Below are 16,384 nucleotides of genomic sequence, written 5' to 3'. Positions count from 1 at the left end.
TTCATCCGCCCCCGCATCGACATCAAAGGAGAAACCGATGAAATCCCTCAACGCCCTGGTCGCCGCCCTCGCGATCCTGTCCGCCCCTGCCGTCTTCGCCGGTGCGGGTCACGACCTGACACCCCACCACGGTGGCGCCGTCGTCGAGGTCAAGGATGTCGTGTATGAACTGGTCGCGACGCCCGAGGGCCTGGCGCTGTATCTCGACGACCACGGCAGGAAAGTCGACACGACCGGCGGCTCGGCGAAAGTCACGTTGCTGAACGGTGCCGAGAAGTCCGAAGCCACCCTCGCCCCCGCCGGCGACAACAAGCTCGAAGCGAAGGGCGCGTTCAAGGTCGGCTCCGGCACCAAGGCGGTGGCAGTGGTCACGCTCGCCGGCAAGGCGCCGGCAACTGCGCGGTTTTCGATCAAGTAGGACTCTGTTGCCCCGGCGCCCGCCCCGGTCACGGGACGGGCGTCCTCTACAGTCTTACTCGGTCACGACACCGATTTCGCCGGCAAAGGCGAGCGGCTCCTCTTCTTCGGGCGCGTGGAATGCGCTACGCGAGATCAGCGAGACCGCGAAGGCCGCAATGGCTCCGGGGATCGCGAAGAACAGGAAGTTGAAGTGCAGCGGCATTGCCATCGCCAGCAGCGTGCCGCCGACGATGGGCCCGAGGATCGCGCCGCTGCGGCCGACGCCCGAGGCCCAGCCGATACCGGTCGAGCGGATCGCCATCGGATAGAACTGCGCCGCATACGCGTACAGCAGGATCTGCGAACCGATGGTGGTCGCGCCGGCAAGCGCGACGAGCACATACAGCACCTCGGTCGGGCTCTTGTAGCCGAGCAGGCTGATCGAGACCGATCCGATCACGAAGAAGACCATCAGCACCGTCTTCAGGTGCAGGCGATCCGCGACGACCCCGCCGCCCACCGCGCCGAAGATCGCACCGAGGTTCAGCACCAGCAGGAAGGACAGGCTCGAACCGAGACCGTAGCCCGCCTGCGTCATCAGCTTCGGCAGCCACGATGCCAGCGCGTAGACCATCAGCAGGCACATGAAGAACGCCAGCCAGAACATCATCGTGCTGAGCGCGCGGCCGTGCTTGAACAGTGCCACCAAGGGAGCGTGGCCGGTGTTCCCGGTCGGGAAATCATAGCGGTCGCTGGGCTGCGGAACGAAGCTTCCTTCGACGCGCGACAGCAGGATGGCCGCCTCCTGATCGCGTTTCGCGTGCAGCAGAAAACCGATGGATTCGGGCAGCAGGTAATAGATCACGGGAAGCAGTAGCAACGGCAACCCTGCGACGAAGAACACCGAGGACCAGCCATACGCCGGGATCAGATACATGCCGAGCCCCGCCGACAGCATGCCGCCCACCGAATAGCCGCTGAACATGATCGCGACGAGCGTGGTGCGCAGCTTCTTCGGCGCGTACTCGGTCATCAGGGCGACGACGTTGGGCATCACGCCCCCTATCCCCAGTCCCGCCAGGAAGCGACAGACCGCGAACTCGGTGACGTCGCGCGCGAAGCCGTTGAGGAAGGTGAACAGGCTGAAGAGGATCACGCATACCGCGATCACCTTCTTGCGTCCGAAGCGGTCGGACATCGGACCGAACACCAGTGCGCCGAACATCATGCCGAACAGCGCGTAGCTGCCGAGGGTGCCGGCCTGGATCGGCGTCAGGCCCCACTCCTTCATCAGCACCGGCAGCACGACCCCGTAGATCACGAGATCGTAGCCGTCGAAGATGATGATCAGGGCACACAAAAACAGGACTTGCCAGTGGAAGCGATTGAATGTCGCCCCGTCGATCAGTTTGTGTACATCGATGTTTCTCATGCCGCCGTGTCTCCTGGTATCGTTTTAATCCCGCAAGGCTCCTTGTGGAGCCGCACAGTTCGTTGACGGGCGCTCAGCTCACGCCCAGATGTTTGTGCAGCAGGTCGGGGTTCGCGCGCAGCTCGGCGCTGCTCGCCTCGTGGGCCACCTTGCCTTTCACGATGATGACGTTGCGATCGGCAATCGACGTGACCGCCGCATGGTTCTTGTCGATGACGATGGTGGCGATGCCGGTGGCACGGATCTGGCGGATGATGTACCAGATCTCCTTGGCGATCAGCGGCGCCAAGCCTTCCGTCGCCTCGTCGAGGATCAACAGGTCCGGGTTCGTCATCAACGCGCGGCCGATCGTCAGCATCTGCTGCTCTCCACCCGAAAGCTGGTTGCCTCCATTGGCAAGCCGTTCGCCCAGCCGCGGGAAGGTCTCGAGCACGCGCTGGTAGGTCCAGTCGCGGCGCCCATCGACACCCGGCTTCGCCCCCATGATCAGGTTCTCGCGCACCGTCAGGTTGGGGAAGATCCCCCTGCCCTCCGGTACGTAGGCGATGCCCTTGCGCGCGATGAGATAGGGCCGCCCGCCGGTCATCGTCTTGCCGCGCACAGCGACGCGGCCGTGGCGCGGGCGCACATGGCCGAGCATGCTGCGGATGAGCGTGCTTTTGCCCATGCCGTTGCGGCCCATCAGGCCGATCGTCTCGCCGCGGCTGATGTGGAAATCGATGCCGTGCAGGATGTGGCTGCTGCCGTAGAAAGTGTGCAGCCCTTCGGCTTCCAGGAGTACGTCACTCATCGTCCGATTCTCCTTCACCCAGGTAGGCTTCCTGAACGGCGACGCTGTCGCGGATCTGGTCCGGCGGTCCGCTTTCGAGCACCTGCCCCGCCACCATCACCGTAATCACGTCGGCGACCGCGAACACCGCGTCCATGTCGTGTTCGACGAGCAGGATGGCGTGATCCGGGGTGAGTTTCTTCAGCAGCGCCACCATCGACTGCGACTCCTCGGGGCCCATGCCGGCGAGCGGCTCGTCGAGCAGCAGCACCGAGGGCGAGGTCGCGAGCACCATCGCAATTTCCAGTTGCCGCTGCTCGCCGTGGCTCAGCGTCGCCGCAACGACATCGCGCCGCTCGGCAAGGCCTGCCTGCTCGATCGCGCGGTCGGCGGCGTCGCGCAGGTCGGCGAAAGAAACGGCCTTCGAGAAGACGCGCAGCGCCCGCGGTACGCGCGACTGCGCGGCGAGGCGACAGTTCTCGAACACCGTGAAGGCGGGAAAGATGTTGGTGCGCTGGTAGCTGCGGCCGATGCCGGCGCGCGAACGCTTGTCTGGGCTCCAGCCCGAGATGTCCTGGCCGCGGTAGAGAATCTGCCCCGCCGAGGGAGGCAGATCGCCCGACAGCAGGTTGATCAGCGTCGACTTGCCTGCGCCGTTGGGCCCCAGCACGGCATGCAAGATGCCTTTGTGCATGTCCAGCGACACGTCCCTGTTCGCGTACAGGCCCCCGAAACGGCGCGACATCCCGCGTGCCGAGAGAACGAGTTCAGCCATTGCGGTTGCCTCCCCCGATCAGCAGGCCCTTGAGGCGTTGCGGAAGGCTCGAAAGGCCGCCCGGCAGCACCATCACGACCGTCACGATGACGACCCCCATCAGCAGCTGCCAGTGCTTCGTCAGGGCCGAAAACACCTCCTGCAGCACGACGAACGCGAAGGCCCCGATCACGGCACCGTTCAACGTTCCCATGCCGCCCAGGATCACCATCAGCAGCACGTTGCCCGACTGGTGCCAGGACAGGATTTCCGGGGTGACGAAACCGTACTGGCAGGCAGACAGGAAGCCGGCAAGCCCCGCGAGACCGCCCGCCGTGACGAAGCCCGCGAGCTTGTACAGGAACACCGGGAAGCCCAGCGAGAGCATGCGATGCTCGTTGCTCCGGATCCCCGCCAGCGCGTGCCCCAGCGGCGAGCGCAACAGCACCCGCAAGAACACGTAGGCCACGACCAGCAAGACCAGCACGATGTAGTAGAACTGCATCGGCTCGTTGAGGTCGAGCAGCACCGTCTCGCCAATGCGCAGTTCCGGCTTCACGTTGAGGAAGGCCCCGTCCGAGCCTCCGCCGAGCGGCGTGTCGTGGAACACGAAATAGATCATCTGCGCGAACGCGAGCGTCACCATGATGAAATAGATCCCCTTCGTGCGCAGCACGAAGAGCCCCACGACGAAGGCGACCGCCGCACCGGTGAATACCGCTCCCGGCAGGACGAGCAGCAGGTTTCCCGGATCGTACTTCGGCGACAGCAGCACTACGCTGTAGGCCGCCACGCCGAAAAAAGCCGCGTGACCGAAGCTGACGAGACCGGTGAAGCCGACCAGCAGGTCCAGGCTCAGCGCGAAGATCGCCATGATCATGATCTTGGCGATCAGCTCGTTGTAGTAACCCGAACCGAATATCGGAAACAGGGCCAGCACCAGCAGCACGAGTGGCAGGTAGTTGCGGGTTTTCTTGCGCGCGAGCGACATCGTCAGATCCTCCGGAAGATGCCTTCGGGCCGCCACAGCAGCACGGCGGCCATCAGCACATACACGGCAAGGCCCGCATAGTCGGGCGCGATGACCTTGCCGAAGGTATCGGCCAGGCCGATCAGCAGCGCAGCAACGAGTGCGCCCCACACGGAACCCACGCCGCCGATCACGACGACGACGAAGCAGATGATCAGGACCTGGTTGCCCATGCCGGGATAAACCGACGACACCGGAGCCGCGAGCATCCCGGCGAAAGCCGCGAGCGTGACCCCGAGGCCGAACACGATGCGGTAGATCAGGTCGATGTTGATGCCCAGCGCCTGCACCATCTCGCGGTTCGAACTGCCCGCGCGGATCATCATCCCCAAGCGCGTGTGGCGGATCATCCAGTACATCACGATCGCGAGCAGGATGCAGACGGCGGACATGAAGAGCCGGTACACGGGATAGCTCAGCGTTTCGCTGAGCTGGATCGACGCCGACAGCAGCTCGGGGATCGGCACACCGTGCACGTCGTCGCCGACGAGCAGGCTGCGCAGCTCTTCGAAGATCAGGATCAGGCCGTAGGTCAGCAAGACCTGGTCCAGGTGGTCGCGTTTATACAGCCTGCTGAACAGCGCCCACTCGAGCAGGAAGCCGATCAGCACGCTCAGCGCGACCCCCACCACAATTGCGACGAGGAAGTTGCCCGAGAGGGCGGTGAGCGAGAACGCCATGTAGGCGCCCATCATGTAGAAGCTGCCGTGGGCGAGGTTGATGATGCCCATGATGCCGAAGATCAGGGTCAGTCCACTGGCCACCAGGAATAGCAGCAGTCCGTACTGAAACGAGTTCAGCAGCTGGATCAGGAAGGTCGAGAAGTCCATCGCCGTATCCCTCCGGGCGCAGCCCGCGCCCGAGTGAAGGTGAAGCGGATCGGGTGTTCGCCACCGGGATGGCGAACACCTGCCGTAGCGCTGGTGCCGCGCCGGCGGGGCTCGCACTGCGCGGGGCGCCCCTTTGCTGCACGCGCCCGCGCAAGCCCCGCCGGGGCTGGCAACCGGTTACATCCGGCAGCCGCGTGCCGGATCGGCCAGCGCCTTCGCGGCGACCGCAATCACCTTGTTCTGCTTCGCCTCGACCTTGCGGAGATAGATGTCCTGCACCGGGTTGTGCGCCTTCGACAGCGTGAAGCGCCCGCGCGGACTATCGATCGTCGCCTTTTCCATCGCGGCGATCAGCGCCTCGCGCTTGGTGACGTCACCCGCGACGCCTGCCAATCCCGCAGCGAAGAGCTGAGCGGCGTCATAGCCCTGCACCGAGTAGACATCCGGCTGCGTCTTGAACGCCATCGCGTACGCGGTACGGAATGCCTTGTCCTTCGCGATATCGAGCCCGTCTGCGTAGTGCAGGGTAGTCAGGATGCCTTCGGCGGAATCCCCTTGCGCCTCCAGCGTGCCGTCAGTGAGGAAGCCTGAGCCATAGAGCGGGATTGTCTTCTTCAGACCGGCGGCGTCGTAGTCCTTCACGAACTTGACCGCACCACCGCCGGCGAAGAACACGAACACCGCGTCGGGCTTGAGCGCCGCAATCTCGGTGAGATAGGGCTGGAATTCGACGTTCGGGAAAGGCAGGTACATTTCCTTCACGACCTTGCCGCCCCCCTTCTCGAATGCTTCCTTGAAACCTGCAACCGACTGCTCGCCGAACGAGTATTTCCAGCTCAACGTGACGACGTTCTTGTGCTTCTTCTCGGCCATCACCTGCCCCATCGCGTAGGCGGGCTGCCACGCGGAGAAGGAGGTGCGGAAGATGTTGGGCGAGCACAGCGGACCGGTGATCTCGTCTGCACCGGCGTTAGGAACGATGAGCAGGGTCTTGGTCTCGCGCGCGACACGGGTCATCGCCAGCGCAACGCCCGAATGCACCGTACCAATCAGGACGTCGACGTTGTCGCGCTTGATCAGCTTGTTGGCATTTTCCGGTGCCTTCGCCGCATCCGACTCGTCATCGACGGTGAAGTACTCGATCTCACGCCCGCCGAGTTTCCCCCCGCCCTGCTCCACGGCGAGTTTGAACCCGTTGGTAATCGCATTTCCCAGGGACGCATAGGTGCCGGTATAGGGCAGCATCAGCCCGACGCGGATCTTGTTGGCGCTCTGGGCGAACAGTGGTGCCCCGGGCAGGGCAAGCCCTCCCGCGACACCGGCAGTGGACAGCAGGAAACGACGGCGATTGAATCCTTGCTCCATTTCACACTCCTCCTTTGGTTAGGCCGCTTGTGCGGCTCTATTTATGGGTGCGCTACGGGATCTACGCCCCTGAAAGCGAACGAAGCTTGAATCGCTGGATCTTTCCGGTGGCCGTCTTCGGCAGCTCGTCGACAAATTCCAGCCAGCGCGGGTACTTGTACGGGGCGAGCTTGCTCTTGACGTGGAGCTTCAGCTCGTCTGCCAGTTCGTCCGCGGGCATGCGTCCGGGCTTCAGCACGACGAAGGCCAGCGGCTTGATCAGTCCGTCATCGTCCGCTTTTCCGACCACCGCGGCTTCGAGCACTGCAGCATGCGTGATGAGCGCCGATTCGACCTCGATCGGCGAGACGTAGATGCCGCCGACCTTGAGCATGTCGTCGTTGCGCCCCGCGTACACATAGTTGCCGTGCTCATCCAGGCTGTACTTGTCGCCGCTGCGCGTCCATTGGCCGACGAAGGTATCGCGGCTCTTCGTGCGGTTATTCCAGTAGAGCGCAGCGCTGGTGGGCCCGCGCACCTGAAGCTCTCCCGCCTCGCCTGGCGCGACCTCCTCCCCGTCTTCGCCGATCAGGCGCAGCTCGTATCCCGGCACCGGCTTGCCGCTGGTGCCGTAATGGACGTCCCCTGCCCTGTTCGAGAGGAAGATGTGCAGCATCTCGGTCGAACCGAGTCCGTCAAGGATCTCGACGCCGAAATGCTCGGTCCAGCGCTTGCCCACTTCGGCCGGCAAGGCCTCGCCGGCAGAGGCGCAGCGGCGGATCGACAGCTCCTCTCGCCCGGGGAGCGCCGGGCTCGCCAGCATCGATGCGTATAGCGTCGGCACGCCGCAGTAGATCGTCGGCTGGTGCTCGCGCAGCACGCGGAACACCGCATCCGGCGTCGGCCGTTCGGCCATCAGCACAGCGGTGGCGCCCGCGGCGAGCGGGAAGGTCAGGCCGTTGCCCAGACCGTAGGCGAAGAACAATTTCGCCGCCGAGAAAACGACGTCGCTCTCGCATACCCCCAGGATCGGCGTCGCATACAGCTCGGCGGTGTTGATCAGGCTGGAGTGCAGGTGCACCGTTCCCTTGGGGGCGCCGGTGGAACCCGACGAATACAGCCAGAAACAGGGATCGTCGCAACAGGTCTGGACCGCCTCGTACGGCGGACGCGGGGATGCGATGAGTTCGGCAAAATCGAGATGTCCACCGCGCGTGCCCGCATCGCCGCCCGAAACGACGACATTCTTGACGAACGGGCTGGCTTCGATCGCAGTGGCGAAGGCCGGCAACAGGACCGACGAGACGACCAGGCCGCGCGCACGGCTGTCGCGCAGCATGTAGGTGTAATCGGATGCCGTCAGAAGCGTATTGACGGGAATCGGCACGACGCCGGCCTTGATGCAGCCGAGAAAGGCCGTGGGGAAATCAACGGTATCAGTCAAGCACAGCAGCACCCGCTCTTCCATGCGGATGCCCAGTTCGCCCAGGGCATGCGCGAAGCGGTCGACCCGTTCGGCGAGCTGCGCGTAGGTATAGCTTCCCGCGTGGTCGATTACTGCAGTCTTGCTGCCGCGCCCGGCGCGCAGGTTGCGCTCGATCAGGTCGTGCGCCGCGTTGTACTCGCGCGGTATGGTGATGCGCGGAGGGCTGACACTTTGATCCGCGACGCTGAGTTCTGCCATTTGCTCCTCCTCTCCTTATGATTCTTGCTGGCGTGGCGCTGCGGATTTTCAGTGAATCGTCATTCCGCCATCGGCCGCCAGAATCTGTCCCGTGACATAGCTCGACGAGTCGGATGCGAAGAACACGAACACGGGCGTGATCTCCTCCGGCTCGGCCCAGCGCCCGAGCGGAATCCGGTCGAGGTACTTTTCCTTGAAGCGCTCGTCGGTGCGGATCGTCTCGGTCATCGGCGTGGCCGCCCCCGGTGCGATCGCATTCGCGGTGATGTTGTAGCGCGCGAGCTCCTTCGCGGTGCTCTTGGTCATGCCGAGCACGCCGGCCTTGGCCGCGCTGTAGTTGATCTGCCCGATCGTGCCGAGCACGCCGGCGGTGGAGGTCACGTAGATGATGCGGCCGTACTGGCGCTCGATCATCCCGCCGACTACTGCCTGCAGGCAGTTGAACGCGCCCGTCAGATGCACGCCGAGCACCTGGTTCCACTGATCCGACGTCATCTTGTTGAGCATCGCCGTGCGCGTGATGCCGGCGTTATTGACGAGGATGTCAATGCGACCCCATTCAGCAGTGACCTTGGCGGCCATTGCTTCGACCTGCTCGCGATTCGCGACATCGCAGGCCACGCCGAGAGCCTGACCACCCGCTTCGACGATCTGTTCCGCGATCCGGTTGGCGGCGGCGAGATCCAGGTCGATGACTGCGACCTTCGCGCCCTCGCGCCCATAGGCTTTCGCGACCGCCGCGCCGATGCCCTGCCCCGCTCCGGTCACGATTGCGACCCTGTCCTTCAACTGCATGCAAGTCCCCTTTAACCGCATGGCGGCAGATGCACCGCCGGTGAACTGCAAGTGCTCCCCCGTTTCAGAAAAGGCCGGGGTGGAAGGATAACGGCCAACGCCGCGTCCACCACCCCGGGAAGGGAGAGACCTTATGAAACTGTATGCACCGAGGCGTCAGGCCTTCGGCTTGCCCAGGACCTGCTCGGCGAAGTCCTCATCGAACATCGCGCCTTCGGCAATCAACTGACGGTACTTGATGAAGTCGATGACGTCCTTGCCGGTCTGCTTCTTGCTGTCGAACGCCGTGAAGCCCAGGTAGGCCTCATGGTTCATGTTCGCAGCCAGCCAATGGCGGTTCGCGACCTTGAGCTGATCCCAGAAGAACTTCTTCTTGCCGCGGATGCCCTCGATCGTCTTCACGAGGCAGTGCGGGAACAGGTTGGTGAACTTCCACACCAGGGCATTGACCGCTTCGTCGAGCTTCGCGAAGTCCGTCGTGCATTGCCCGATCAGCTCCTTCGCCGCCTTCGCCTGCTCCGGGGAGACGGGTTCGCCGTACACCAGCTCGCCGTCATCGACGTAGGAGTCGGTGCGGACGAGCGGGTTGCGAACCCACTGGCCGTCCTTCTTCAGCACCGGCACGACCTTGGTGACGAGGTTCTTCGCCTTCATCTTGTACGCGCTCCACGGCTCGCACGAGATGCAGTTGTACATGGCATCTTCCATGTTCAGCATCCACGGCAGGAAGTCGGTCGAGCCGCCGTCCGGCGCGCTGCCGTGCTTCGGGCCGGCCTGGCCGAACACCGCCATGTCGGAGGTCACCGTCAGGTCGGTCGCCATGCCGATTTCCTGACCGCCGCCGACGCGCATGCCGTTCACGCGGCAGATCACCGGCTTCTTGCAGTTCAGGATGCCGTCGACCATGGCATTGAACAGGTCCATGTATTCGCCATACTCGTTCGGGCGCTTGGAGTAGTAGCCGGCATACTCGGCGGTATTGCCGCCAGTGCAGAAGGCTTTGTCGCCGACAGCGGTGAACACCGCGGCGACGACTGAGCGGTCCGACGACGCGCGCTGGAAGCCCGCGATGACGGCCTTGACCATCTCGGTGGTGTAGGAGTTGTACTGCGTCGGGTTGTTCAGGATGATCCAGGCGGCGTACAGGCCGGGAACCTGGTTGCCCTGCGGATCGGTAACCGGGCGCTTCTCGAAGATCACCGAAGGCGCTTCGGTGCCGAAATGCTCCTCGCCGAGGAGGGCGTGGTCCTTGAGGTGGTTGTCGCGGCGCAGCCAATCGAGTGCCATGAGATGTCTCCTGTTTTATCCAGTGGTGTGCGTAATCAGAAATCGGGCGTCAGGATGACGCGCCGCTTGAGCTTGCCGTGGTGCGCCTCGTCGAACACCTGTTCGATCTGGCTCATCGGGCGGGTTTCGACGAAGGGGCCGAGCTTGATGCGGCCGTCGAGGCACATGTCGCGCACAGCGGCATAGCGGTCCGGCGGGCAGCCCCAGGTGCCGATGATCTCGGCGTCGAAGGCCATCAGCTTCGAGAGCATGTAGTTGGTTTCGGCCGTGCCGTAGCCGACGATCACCAGCTTGCCGGTGAAGGACAGCAGCGACAGCGCAAGCTCCTGGCCCGGTTTGCTGCCAGTGACCTCGAAGATCTTCCAGCCGTAGTTCGACGGCAGGCCGCGCTCCTTGCAGAAGCCCTTGAAGAGCTCCTTCACGTCCTTCGCGCTCTTGTCCTTCGGGTTGATGACGAAATCGGCACCGAAGTCCTTCATCATCGTCAGCTTTTCTTCATTGATGTCGATGCCGATGACGGCCTTCGCGCCCATGCCCTTGGCGGTCTGCACCATGAAGCTGCCGACACCGCCCGCCGCGCCGATGACGATCACCAGATCGTCCTTCTTCAGGTCCGCGCGCACCGCAGCCTGGTAAGGCGTGGTCACGGCATCCGCGACGACGGCGAGGTGTTCCAGCGGCGTGCTGCCGCGGTTCTCGACCACGCACAGGTACTTCGACTGCGCGACGATGTGGCTGGAGTACCCGCCGTAGATGCCCATCGAATTGCCCGGCATCTTCTGCGACAGGCAGCGGTTGCCGCGGCCGGTCTTGCACAGCTCGCACTCGCCGCAGGGAATCACGGCCGGCACGATCACTTCCTTGCCGATCATCGACGCTTCGCCGCCGATCACTGTGCCGGAGATCTCGTGGCCCAGAGACAGCGGGGGCTTCTGCACCGTCGGCACGCCCATGTAGAAATACGACAGGTCGGTATGGCACACGCCGCAGCCGGCGATCTTCACCACCACGTCGCCCGGCTGCAGCTCGGGCATCGGCACGCGGGTCTTCTGCAGCTTGCCCGGCTCGGTCATCTGCCAGGTATCGATGAATTCAGGAATCACGCTTCGTCTCCCTTTAGCTTTCGGTTGTCACTTCAGTCGCCACGGTTTTCTCCCTCCCCTTCAAGGGGAGGGCCGGGGTGGGGATGGGTTTAAGGCGTTCGTTGCCTCTGGAACCCATCCCCATCCTGTCCTTCCCCTTGAAGGGGAAGGGACCGTCTAAATCAGGTGTTCTTCCACACCGGCTTGCGCTTCTCGAGGAAGGCCGCGAGGCCTTCCTTCGCGTCGTCGGTGTTCATCAATTCCTTCAGGTAGATGTTCTCGGCAGTGTCGAGCGCGGCACCGAAGGGCTTGTCGGCGACGGCGCGGATCGTCTTGCGGGTGCTGGCGAGAGCCGCACGGCTGAGGCCCAGGAAGGGGGCGACGAAAGCCTGCACGTCGGCGGCGAAGCTCTCCTTGGCGAACACGCGATTCACCAACCCGATCGCCTTCGCCTCGTCGGCGCCGATGTTCTCGCCGCCGAGCAGCAGCTCCAGCGCACGGGCCGGCGGCACCAGGCGCGGCAGCAGCACCGCGGCGATCGGCGGGAACACTGCGAGCTTGATCTCAGGCTGGCCGAACTTCGCGTTGGAGGCAGCGACGAGCATGTCGCACGCGATCGCGACTTCCATCCCGCCACCCAGCGCCACGCCATTCACCGCAGCCAGCGTCGGAATCGGCAGCTGCTGCATGCGGCGGAAGATGCCGTGGAAGACCTCGATCATGCGGTCGACCTTGTCCGGCGTGTGGTCCGCGACTTCGACGCCCGCCGAGAAGGCCTTCTCGCCCGCCCCGGTAATCATCAGCAGCTTCACGCTGTTATCGGCCTGGCACAGATCGAGGGCGACGTTCATCTCCTCCATCGTCGGGATGTCGAGGACGTTGAACGGCGGACGGTTGATCGTCAGCGTTGCGAGGCCGTCGGCCACGCCGTAGGTGATGAACTGGAATTGCGCTTTACTCATGGTGTCTCCCCTGGTTCTCGTTCGCTGTGCGCGTCTTCGGGCGTTTCAGTTTTCGTTCTTCATCTGCAGCCGGTAGGGACAAACCGCGTCGCAGTCCGCACAGCACACTTCGCCGTCGCAGCGGATGTGCCACAGGTCCGCGCCGCAGTTCGTGCACCGGCACTTGGCCTCGGGCTTGATGGACGGGCGGATCTCCTCCGCCGACCAGAAATCGATCACCTGTCCCATGACGTAGTCCTCAGAACAGGTCGTCCAGCTCGTCGGACCCGCCGCCCGGCATCTTTCCGTACTGCTGCAGGTAAGCCTGGATCATCTGGCTTTCACGCGAGGTGAAGAGCGCCGCTTCCTCGAACACGAAGTTAGTCGCGTCGCCGCCACGTTCGAGCTGTTCCATGAGCCCGTCGCGCAGATTCTCGACGCCCTTGATCATCAGCACGTTCTTGTCGCCATCGAGCAGTTGGAACACGCCCGACTCGGTTGGCACGGATGCGATCGTCGCCTCGTCGAACTTCAGCGAGGACTCGGGCGGCAGGATCGCTTCGGCAATCTTCGGCGCGAGGTTGCACTTGAAGCAGCGGGCCGCTTCGGCACGGGCCGTCGCATCGTCGAAGCCGAGCTCCACCTCGTCCCAGCCGGTGCGCTGCTCCGGCGCCAGCATGATCGGGTGGAACTTGCGCGTCGTGTTGAAGCCGTCCTTGCGGCCGATGCGCGGGTTGGTCTCCCAACCGCTGCGCAGCAGCACTTCGGAGATGTCGCCGTCGCCGCCTAGCACGATGTCCATCGCGGAGGCCGCAGTGCGGCCCTGGGCAACCGATTCGATCAGCGTCGAAGGTCCGAGCACGCAGTCGCCGCCGGCATACACCTTGGGCCGGCTCGTCAGCATCGAATCCTCGCGCACCGTGATGCGGCCCTTGCGATCCGTCTCCACGCCGAAACCTCCGAAACGGTTCGGGAACTGGCCGATCGCGGCGATCACCAGATCGACCCCCTCGACGACTTCCTCGCCGGTCTCGACCGGGCGGCGGCGCCCGGACGCGTCGGCCTCGCCGAGCGCCATCTTCGCGTAGGTGATCTGCAGCCGGAAACCGTTGGTGCCCGGCTCGATCTTCTTCGGCGCGAGCAAGTAGCGGATATTCACGCCCTCCTCCACGCAGCCCTCGAACTCCTCCAGGCGTGCCGGCATCTCCTCGCGGGTGCGGCGATACACCATGTCGACCTCGGCGCCGAAGCGGCGCGAGCTGCGTGCGTTGTCGGTCGCGACGTTGCCGCCGCCGATCACGGCCACCTTCCTGCCGGTCTGGATGCCCTCGGGGGTATTCACGAGGCCCATCGTCACGGCCTTGAGGTAGGTCGGGCTATCGACCACGCCGGGCAGATCGTCGCCGGGGATACCCAGATTGTCGCCGCCCTGCGCGCCGATGCCGACAAACACCGCGCCGTAGCCATCGTTGAAGAGCGTATCGACACTCTCGACCTTGGCACCGTAGCGGAACTCGACGCCCAGAGCAGAAACCTCCGCGACCTCGTTGTCGATGACTTCGGCCGGAACGCGGTAGGACGGGATACCGTAGCGCGCCATGCCGCCCGCGGCCGGCTGCGCATCGAAGATGGTCACGCCGTGGCCCTGCTTGGCGAGGTAGTACGCCACCGTCAGGCCGGCCGGACCGGCGCCGATCACCGCAGCCTTCTTGCCCGTCGCCGGCAGCTTCTTAGCATGCTCGCGCCACAGGCCCGTGTCGTTATCGGCAGCAATCCGCTTGAGATTGCGGATCGACAGCGGGTCGTCGAGATCCTTGCGCCGGCAGGCCGACTCGCACATTGCAAAACAGGCGCGGCCGAGAATACCCGGGAACGGGAGCCGCTCGCGCACCACGGCGATCGCCTCGCCGTACTTGCCCTCTGCGGCGAGCTGCACGTAACGCGGCACGTCGATCCCCGCCGGGCAGGCGCTCTTGCACGGCACCATCGACTCCTCGCGCTTCGCGGGGTCGAGCGTGCGGTCCATCAGCGCGCCGGTCGGGCACACGGTCACACAGGCCTGGCAGAAGGTACAGCCGGATTCGAGCAGCGTCGGCGCAATCGTGCCGACGTAGGTGCGCTTGCCCTGCGGCGTCTCGACTTCCTTCACCTCGAGACAGCCCACGCCGCGTACGTCGTTACAGGCGACGAGGCAGCGGCGGCAGTCGATACAGAGGTTGTAGTCGCGATCGAAGAACGGCTCGTCCTTGATGATCGGAAGCTGCGCGGGCTTGTACGGCGGGGTGGTGTTCGGGATGCCGATGTAGTCGGAGACCTTGCGCAGCTCACAGGACGAGAAAATCGTGCAGCAGCGCGTTTCCTGCGGGTTGCCGTAGGAGCACTGCGAGCGCGAACAGCCGTCGCGCTGCGGACAGGTGAGGCAGACATGCGGGTGCGGACCGAGGACCTTCGCCAGGTTGGCCTGGCGCACGGTCTGGATCGCCGCCGACTGGGTCGTCACGACCATGCCGGCCGTGACAGTGGTCGAACAGGCCTTCGAAAGGCCGTCCGTGCCCTCGATCTCGACCATGCACAGGTTGCAGCCGCCCTCACCCGCGCCGCGCTGCCCGGCAGGAGGAAGATCGGGGTGCGCGCACAGCGCCGGAATGTAGAGACCCGCGGCAGTCGCCGCATTCAGGACCGACGCACCGGCCGGCGCCTCGACCTCGACGCCGTCGATGCTCAGCTTTACCGGCGCGCCGAACTCGGCCATGCCGACCGGCTTGCTCGCCTTCCACCACCTGATTTCCGATGTCTGTACGGCTTCCATGTCTCTCTCGTCCTCTATTCTGCGCCGGGCTTCGCGTGTGCCCGGTCAAAGCGGCTCTTATGCAGCCTGCGCCAGTTGCACGTAGCCGGGGTAGTAACTCCCCTGGCAGGCGCCCGCACGCACCGCTGCAATGAAACTCGCCATGTCGGTGACGGGCTGCGCGAACTTCGTCGCGCACCGTCCGACGGCAATTGTCTTGTGGCAATCGCTGCCGCCCAGCGCAGGCAGGGCCATGTGGCGAGCGGCACTGATTGCCAGGTCGTTGTCACTGTCGGAATTGCCGCCGTTGTGCGTTTCCACGGCGGCGATCCCGGTGAGATCGAGCAGGCCGTGCAGCAGACTGGCGCCGACCTCACGGAACGGATGGGCCGGCACGCAGATTCCGCCAATGCTGTTGATGTGCTCGATGACGTCGTTCATCGGGAGGTAGTTGTCGCGCCCCCAGATGTTCCAGCCGTCATCCTCGACACCGTATGCCAGCATGTGCCCGCGATCGGTTGCGATCTCCACCCCCCGCAGCACCAGAAAACCCTCGTCGCGCCCCACCTGTTCGACAGGAAGCGACGCTTCGTACGAGTAGTGTTCGGTGATGCACACTCCGTCGAGCCCCAGCTCCTTCGCGCGGCGGATCAGATCCACCGGCTCGAGCCAGTTGTCGTAGGAATACTTGGTGTGGCAATGGCAATCGATCCACATGGGACGGACTCCGCGCGCCGGCCTGGCCGCTCAGGAAACGGTGTATTCGAGGTTGATGCGCTTGGACGGCGAGAAGCGCTGGCGGGAGAAGAATTTCTCCAGCGCGAAGTCGTCCCAGTTCACCAGCGTATAAACCTTCACCACGCCCGCCGCCTTCATGTTCATCATGAACTGGTCCAGCAGCTCGCTCGCCACGCCGCGGTTCTGGAAGCGCGGATCGACGCCGATCGTGTCGATGGTCGCGGTCGAATCCGGAATGCCGAACTCGCCGAAATAGATGTCGCCCATCACGAAACCGGCGATCTTGCCGTCGATCTCGCACACCAGCGAGGAATTGATATTGTGCTTCGGGTTCAGGATCGCATCGAGCTTGCGCTCGTAGTAGTCGCGACGGTTCTGCTTTGAACCTGCTGCGTCGATCTCGACGATCGCATTCAGGTCTTCCTTCTTCAGCACCCGCATCACACGCTTCTGGTCAGACATTTACCTATCTCCTTTGGTTGGCAGTTCCGCTTCTGTTCGCGTCACCGCC

The 16,384-nt window shown here is 64.2% G+C and carries 16 protein-coding genes; 1 reads left to right on the top strand and 15 read right to left on the bottom strand.

Annotation, left to right across the window (positions count from 1 at the left end):
* The first annotated feature begins 37 nt into the window (after positions 1–37).
* Positions 38–418, top strand: a complete 381-nt coding sequence (locus tag AzCIB_RS08065) for a hypothetical protein (RefSeq protein ID WP_050415423.1) — start codon at positions 38–40, stop codon at positions 416–418.
* Between the two features lie 54 nt (positions 419–472).
* Here AzCIB_RS08065 and AzCIB_RS08060 read toward each other — a convergent pair whose 3' ends face one another.
* The 15 genes from AzCIB_RS08060 to AzCIB_RS07990 all read right to left on the bottom strand — a co-directional run bounded on the left by AzCIB_RS08060 (position 473) and on the right by AzCIB_RS07990 (position 16,335).
* Entirely contained in the window at positions 473–1,831 is a 1,359-nt protein-coding gene (locus tag AzCIB_RS08060) for an MFS transporter (RefSeq protein ID WP_050415422.1), read from the bottom strand.
* 73 nt (positions 1,832–1,904) lie between these two features.
* Complete coding sequence (locus AzCIB_RS08055) at positions 1,905–2,621, bottom strand: ABC transporter ATP-binding protein (protein WP_050415421.1); 717 nt, start codon at positions 2,619–2,621, stop codon at positions 1,905–1,907.
* The gene (locus AzCIB_RS08050) at positions 2,614–3,375 is read right to left on the bottom strand and encodes an ABC transporter ATP-binding protein (protein WP_050415420.1); all 762 of its coding nucleotides are present in this window, start codon (positions 3,373–3,375) and stop codon (positions 2,614–2,616) included. Before AzCIB_RS08050 ends, AzCIB_RS08055 begins: the two co-directional genes overlap by 8 nt.
* Positions 3,368–4,345 carry a branched-chain amino acid ABC transporter permease gene (locus AzCIB_RS08045; protein ID WP_050415419.1) on the bottom strand — a complete coding sequence of 326 codons (978 nt, stop codon included), beginning with the start codon at positions 4,343–4,345 and terminating at the stop codon, positions 3,368–3,370. Before AzCIB_RS08045 ends, AzCIB_RS08050 begins: the two co-directional genes overlap by 8 nt.
* A gap of 2 nt (positions 4,346–4,347) precedes the next feature.
* Positions 4,348–5,214, bottom strand: a complete 867-nt coding sequence (locus tag AzCIB_RS08040) for a branched-chain amino acid ABC transporter permease (protein ID WP_050415418.1) — start codon at positions 5,212–5,214, stop codon at positions 4,348–4,350.
* A 177-nt stretch (positions 5,215–5,391) separates the two neighbouring features.
* A complete protein-coding gene (locus tag AzCIB_RS08035) occupies positions 5,392–6,579 on the bottom strand; it encodes an ABC transporter substrate-binding protein (protein WP_050415417.1) in 1,188 nt (395 codons plus the stop codon).
* A gap of 61 nt (positions 6,580–6,640) precedes the next feature.
* On the bottom strand, positions 6,641–8,242 hold the full coding sequence (locus AzCIB_RS08030) for a benzoate-CoA ligase family protein (RefSeq protein WP_050415416.1): 1,602 nt from the start codon (positions 8,240–8,242) through the stop codon (positions 6,641–6,643).
* Between the two features lie 48 nt (positions 8,243–8,290).
* Positions 8,291–9,037, bottom strand: a complete 747-nt coding sequence (gene fabG / locus AzCIB_RS08025) for a 3-oxoacyl-ACP reductase FabG (RefSeq protein WP_050415415.1) — start codon at positions 9,035–9,037, stop codon at positions 8,291–8,293.
* A gap of 156 nt (positions 9,038–9,193) precedes the next feature.
* Positions 9,194–10,324: a 6-oxocyclohex-1-ene-1-carbonyl-CoA hydratase gene (gene oah, locus AzCIB_RS08020; RefSeq protein WP_050415414.1), complete on the bottom strand. Its 1,131-nt coding sequence runs from the start codon at positions 10,322–10,324 to the stop codon at positions 9,194–9,196.
* Between the two features lie 35 nt (positions 10,325–10,359).
* Positions 10,360–11,427 carry a 6-hydroxycyclohex-1-ene-1-carbonyl-CoA dehydrogenase gene (had, locus tag AzCIB_RS08015; protein ID WP_050415413.1) on the bottom strand — a complete coding sequence of 356 codons (1,068 nt, stop codon included), beginning with the start codon at positions 11,425–11,427 and terminating at the stop codon, positions 10,360–10,362.
* A gap of 161 nt (positions 11,428–11,588) precedes the next feature.
* Positions 11,589–12,368 carry an enoyl-CoA hydratase/isomerase family protein gene (locus AzCIB_RS08010; RefSeq protein WP_050415412.1) on the bottom strand — a complete coding sequence of 260 codons (780 nt, stop codon included), beginning with the start codon at positions 12,366–12,368 and terminating at the stop codon, positions 11,589–11,591.
* 45 nt (positions 12,369–12,413) lie between these two features.
* A complete protein-coding gene (locus tag AzCIB_RS08005) occupies positions 12,414–12,596 on the bottom strand; it encodes a hypothetical protein (RefSeq protein ID WP_050415411.1) in 183 nt (60 codons plus the stop codon).
* A gap of 10 nt (positions 12,597–12,606) precedes the next feature.
* Entirely contained in the window at positions 12,607–15,156 is a 2,550-nt protein-coding gene (locus AzCIB_RS08000; protein WP_232299389.1) for an FAD-dependent oxidoreductase, read from the bottom strand.
* A 57-nt stretch (positions 15,157–15,213) separates the two neighbouring features.
* Positions 15,214–15,852, bottom strand: coding sequence for a CehA/McbA family metallohydrolase (locus AzCIB_RS07995; protein WP_050415410.1), 639 nt, complete (start codon positions 15,850–15,852; stop codon positions 15,214–15,216).
* A 30-nt stretch (positions 15,853–15,882) separates the two neighbouring features.
* On the bottom strand, positions 15,883–16,335 hold the full coding sequence (locus AzCIB_RS07990) for a GNAT family N-acetyltransferase (protein WP_050415409.1): 453 nt from the start codon (positions 16,333–16,335) through the stop codon (positions 15,883–15,885).
* Positions 16,336–16,384 lie beyond the last annotated feature (49 nt).

Origin of the sequence: Azoarcus sp. CIB (assembly GCF_001190925.1) — a bacterium.
Taxonomy (GTDB): domain Bacteria; phylum Pseudomonadota; class Gammaproteobacteria; order Burkholderiales; family Rhodocyclaceae; genus Aromatoleum.
This window is presented reverse-complemented; position numbering and strand designations above follow the sequence as displayed.

Bases quoted from the DNA above. Each gene is read 5' to 3' on its own strand.
- AzCIB_RS08065 (WP_050415423.1), top strand. From the start codon at position 38: ATGAAATCCCTCAACGCCCTGGTCGCCGCCCTCGCGATCCTGTCCGCC.
- AzCIB_RS08060 (WP_050415422.1), bottom strand. From the start codon at position 1,831: ATGAGAAACATCGATGTACACAAACTGATCGACGGGGCGACATTCAAT.
- AzCIB_RS08055 (WP_050415421.1), bottom strand. From the start codon at position 2,621: ATGAGTGACGTACTCCTGGAAGCCGAAGGGCTGCACACTTTCTACGGC.
- AzCIB_RS08050 (WP_050415420.1), bottom strand. From the start codon at position 3,375: ATGGCTGAACTCGTTCTCTCGGCACGCGGGATGTCGCGCCGTTTCGGG.
- AzCIB_RS08045 (WP_050415419.1), bottom strand. From the start codon at position 4,345: ATGTCGCTCGCGCGCAAGAAAACCCGCAACTACCTGCCACTCGTGCTG.
- AzCIB_RS08040 (WP_050415418.1), bottom strand. From the start codon at position 5,214: ATGGACTTCTCGACCTTCCTGATCCAGCTGCTGAACTCGTTTCAGTAC.
- AzCIB_RS08035 (WP_050415417.1), bottom strand. From the start codon at position 6,579: ATGGAGCAAGGATTCAATCGCCGTCGTTTCCTGCTGTCCACTGCCGGT.
- AzCIB_RS08030 (WP_050415416.1), bottom strand. From the start codon at position 8,242: ATGGCAGAACTCAGCGTCGCGGATCAAAGTGTCAGCCCTCCGCGCATC.
- fabG (WP_050415415.1), bottom strand. From the start codon at position 9,037: ATGCAGTTGAAGGACAGGGTCGCAATCGTGACCGGAGCGGGGCAGGGC.
- oah (WP_050415414.1), bottom strand. From the start codon at position 10,324: ATGGCACTCGATTGGCTGCGCCGCGACAACCACCTCAAGGACCACGCC.
- AzCIB_RS08010 (WP_050415412.1), bottom strand. From the start codon at position 12,368: ATGAGTAAAGCGCAATTCCAGTTCATCACCTACGGCGTGGCCGACGGC.
- AzCIB_RS08005 (WP_050415411.1), bottom strand. From the start codon at position 12,596: ATGGGACAGGTGATCGATTTCTGGTCGGCGGAGGAGATCCGCCCGTCC.
- AzCIB_RS08000 (WP_232299389.1), bottom strand. From the start codon at position 15,156: ATGGAAGCCGTACAGACATCGGAAATCAGGTGGTGGAAGGCGAGCAAG.
- AzCIB_RS07995 (WP_050415410.1), bottom strand. From the start codon at position 15,852: ATGTGGATCGATTGCCATTGCCACACCAAGTATTCCTACGACAACTGG.
- AzCIB_RS07990 (WP_050415409.1), bottom strand. From the start codon at position 16,335: ATGTCTGACCAGAAGCGTGTGATGCGGGTGCTGAAGAAGGAAGACCTG.